At 45.5% G+C, this 3617-nt stretch carries 2 protein-coding genes; both read left to right on the top strand.

Going from position 1 to position 3617, the window contains the following annotated elements:
* Positions 1-127: 127 nt before the first annotated feature.
* The gene (locus tag LLF78_02085; protein ID MCE5201290.1) at positions 128-1621 is read left to right on the top strand and encodes a sodium-dependent transporter; all 1494 of its coding nucleotides are present in this window, start codon (positions 128-130) and stop codon (positions 1619-1621) included.
* A gap of 530 nt (positions 1622-2151) precedes the next feature.
* Positions 2152-3594, top strand: a complete 1443-nt coding sequence (locus tag LLF78_02090) for a transposase (GenBank protein ID MCE5201291.1) — start codon at positions 2152-2154, stop codon at positions 3592-3594.
* Positions 3595-3617: the final 23 nt, after the last annotated feature.

Raw genomic sequence — 3617 nt, forward strand, 5'->3', positions numbered from 1 at the left:
GGAGGGCAAGTGCGCACAGCAGTTGATAAGGCGGTGTAACCGGCACATAAAAGTTTCATGGATTTGCTTCTTACTTTTTTTCTCTTGATCCAAAATCTGGCGATGAAAAGAAAGCGAGGTCTGGGATATGGCTGAAATCAAACAGGGCGGCGATCAGTTTAAAAGCCGTTGGGGACTTATCTGCACCGTCCTTGGTATGGCGGTTGGAACAGGAAATATCTGGCGCTTCCCGCGCGAAGTTGCGAGTAACGGCGGAGGAGCATTTATTCTTATCTGTTTTTTGGCATATTTTATCTGGGCGGTTCCCCTTATTTGTGCTGAATCTGTCTTCGGCAAGAAGACGCGAATGGCGAACGCGGGAGCTTTCAAAGTGCTCCTCGGAGACAAATGGTCATGGGTAGGCGGCTGGTGTGCTATGGTGTGTGTAATGCTCGGCTGTTACTATGTTGTAGTTCTGGGCTGGGTCATGAAATACCTCTCTCTCATATTCACCGGTTTCCTCTCTCAGGTAAAGGCCGGCGGTACCAATCTAACTGCCGAAGTGTGGAAGAACTTCGCAACGACCCCTCCTGCGGTTGAAGCATGGGTTTGGTTTGTGATTGCGGTCTTGATTGCGGCAGCTATCATAGTGCGCGGAGTTCAGGGCGGTATTGAAACGGCGAACAAGATAATGATTCCGGCAATTTTTGTAATTCTGGCATTTTTGGTCATTCGCGTTCTGATGCTCCCAGATTCATGGAAGGGACTTGAGTATATGTACCATGTTAACACTGCGGATTTCGCGAGTCCGAAAGTCTGGCTTGCTGCATTCACACAGGCGGCTTGGTCGTCAGGAGCAGGCTGGGGCATGTTCCATGTATACTTTGTCTATGCATCCAAGGATGAAGACATTGAGCTTAACGCATTCACGGCATGTTTTGGAGATATGGTCGCAGCTATGCTGGCATGTATGGTCGTCCTGCCTGCAGTCTTCGCGCTTTCTACCGATCCTATGGCCGTTATGAAATCAGGCGCTAATGGGCTTACATTTGTCAACCTGACAAACCTGTTCGCACATACCACCGGCGGATTTCTAATGGCGGTGCTGTTCTTCGTAGCTCTGTTCTCCGCAGCCCTCAGTTCGGTTATAGCAATGGTGGAGCTTGGATGCCGCAACCTTATGGACATGGGCTTCAGCCGTCCAAAGGCCACGTTCCTTATTACGGCATTCTTCCTTGTCGTCGGCACCTGGTCGGCTCTGGACAACGGTGTCTTTGAGAATCAGGACATGGTCTGGGGCGTCGGACTTCTGATGGTTGGACTGCTCTACTCCGTTGCAGCAATTAAGGTCGGAGTGGACAAACTCTGGGAAGAGGATATCAAGCCTTGCTCAGACATAAAATACAAGTGGATGTGGTCGATCATCAAGTTCTTCCCCGTCGAGTTTGCACTTGTATGGGGCTGGTGGGTCTACCAGTCAATTACGTGGTATCCTGGGGAATGGTTCAAATTCTGGCCGCTGCAGAAGTACGCATATACCCCTGGCTCTATGGTCGTGGAGTGGGGAGTTCTTGCTGTTATTCTTTTTGTGCTGAACGGCAAGATGTCCAAGAAACTTGTCCATTCGAACAAGCTGGACTAATTGCGGCAGAAATGTAGAAGGAGGACATAAATATGTGGCAAGCTAATATGATTTTCTGTATAGCGCTTGGATTTGGAAGCTTTGCATGGGCTCTCCGGAAAACAATGGCAGTTGAGGCTATTAAGAAAGCAAAGAAAGTATAAGTAGGTTTTTATGTTTAAACGGCAAGAGCTGCGGCTGATATCAGCCGCAGCTCTTGCCGGATCCTTGGCCCTGAATCCAATTTTTCAACCCCCCCCTCATGTAGAGAAATACAATTTATCCCCTTGGAGGCTGCGCGGGTCCGACAGCAGACGCCATCAAATGTGTGCGGGTAGGGGTCACAGTAAAACATATTGCTGTTGAAATCAAGCACTTCATCCAATTCGCATACATTAAACTGTAACTTTTCCCAGATTGAGTAATACTGACCAAGAATTTATTTTGAAGCATGGTGGGAATACGGTGTAGGACCTTAATTTACGCTTGCTTCCCGCTATATTTTATGCTATATTCATATTACTCACTTGAGTAATATTGGAGGGGTAGCTATGGCTTATCCGGAATGGGTGCTGAAGCATAAAAGAAAAGGAACTCAAATCAATTGCGTTAACGGGCATTATTATCTATATGAAGTATCTTCTGTATGGAATAAGGAAAAAGGTCGGGCTCAGAAAATAACCAAAGCATATTTGGGTACTATTACAGAAGAGGGACTTATCCCGCCTAGAACAACACGGAACCTGAAACATTCCGACGCCGCAAGTCTTAGTCATAAGGAATTTGGAGCAAGCCAATATTTACAGGATATTTCCGGTGATATTATCTCATCTCTTAAGGGCCAGTTTCCGGATATCTGGCAGCAAATAATCACTGTATCTTTTCTCAGGACAATGTACAGGACTCCTTTTAAGCGGATGGAGCATTATTACACACATTCTTTTGTATCGGAGTTTTATCAGAAACAGCAGATGTCAGGAAAGAGTATAAGCGCACTGCTTCGTGACCTTGGGACCCGCAGAGAAGATATATGTGCATTTATGAGAAGGTTTGTCGGACAAAGCAGTCATTTGTTCTTTGATGCCACCGGCATATTCTCCGAATCAGGGGAAATGGATATCAACCGTATCGGATATAACAGCAAACGGGTATTTACACCGCAAATAAGCCTCCTTTATGCCTTTGCCAAGGATAAAGGTGAGCCGGCTTATTACAGGATACTGCCTGGAAATATCCGCGATGTTTCTGCCTTTGGCATAGCTATTAAAGAATCGGGTATAAACAATGCCGTAGTAGTTTCGGATAAGGGATTTGGTTCAGAGAAGAATTTTACGATCCTTGAAGAATCAGGGATAGAGTATATTATCCCGCTTAGGCGAAGCAGCAGCTTGTTTGACAGAAGCGTTATAAAAACGGGAGATAAGTCATCTTTTGACGGTAGGTTTATATTCAGGGATAGGCTTGTTTGTTACTACTCCCGTTCTGTGGGCAACGGAAGGATGGTACATACTTTTGTAGACGAGGATTTAAGGTCCAGGGAAGCCTGTGATTATCAGAAGAGGATAGATGCAGATATAGAGGGATATACTCCCGAGGGATTCTTACAGAAACAATATGACTTTGGCACGATAGTGATGCTGAGCAACATGACCATAGGGGCAAAAGAAATATACGACACGTATAAACAGCGCGCAGATATCGAGCAGTCTTTTGACATGCTCAAAAATCTGCTGGGACAGGACAGCAGTTATATGCAGGATGAGGATGCCCTTGAGTCATGGGCTTTTATAAATCATGTTGCATTGATGCTCTGTTACAGGCTTTTCAGAGTGATTAAGGATCATGGGCTGACGAGTAAATATTCGGTTGAGGATTTGATTGAGTATCTGAAGTCAATAACGAAGATAAGAATAAATGGCGGTGAATGGATCACCGCCGAAGTGTCATCTAAAACCACTAAGCTCCTTAATGCTTGTGATATTCATATTACCTAATTGCAGAAAAGTTACAGGTTAAA

The sequence above is a fragment of the Synergistaceae bacterium genome, assembly GCA_021372895.1.
GTDB lineage: Bacteria > Synergistota > Synergistia > Synergistales > Synergistaceae > JAJFTP01.

Bases quoted from the DNA above. Each gene is read 5' to 3' on its own strand.
- LLF78_02085 (MCE5201290.1), top strand. From the start codon at position 128: ATGGCTGAAATCAAACAGGGCGGCGATCAGTTTAAAAGCCGTTGGGGA.
- LLF78_02090 (MCE5201291.1), top strand. From the start codon at position 2,152: ATGGCTTATCCGGAATGGGTGCTGAAGCATAAAAGAAAAGGAACTCAA.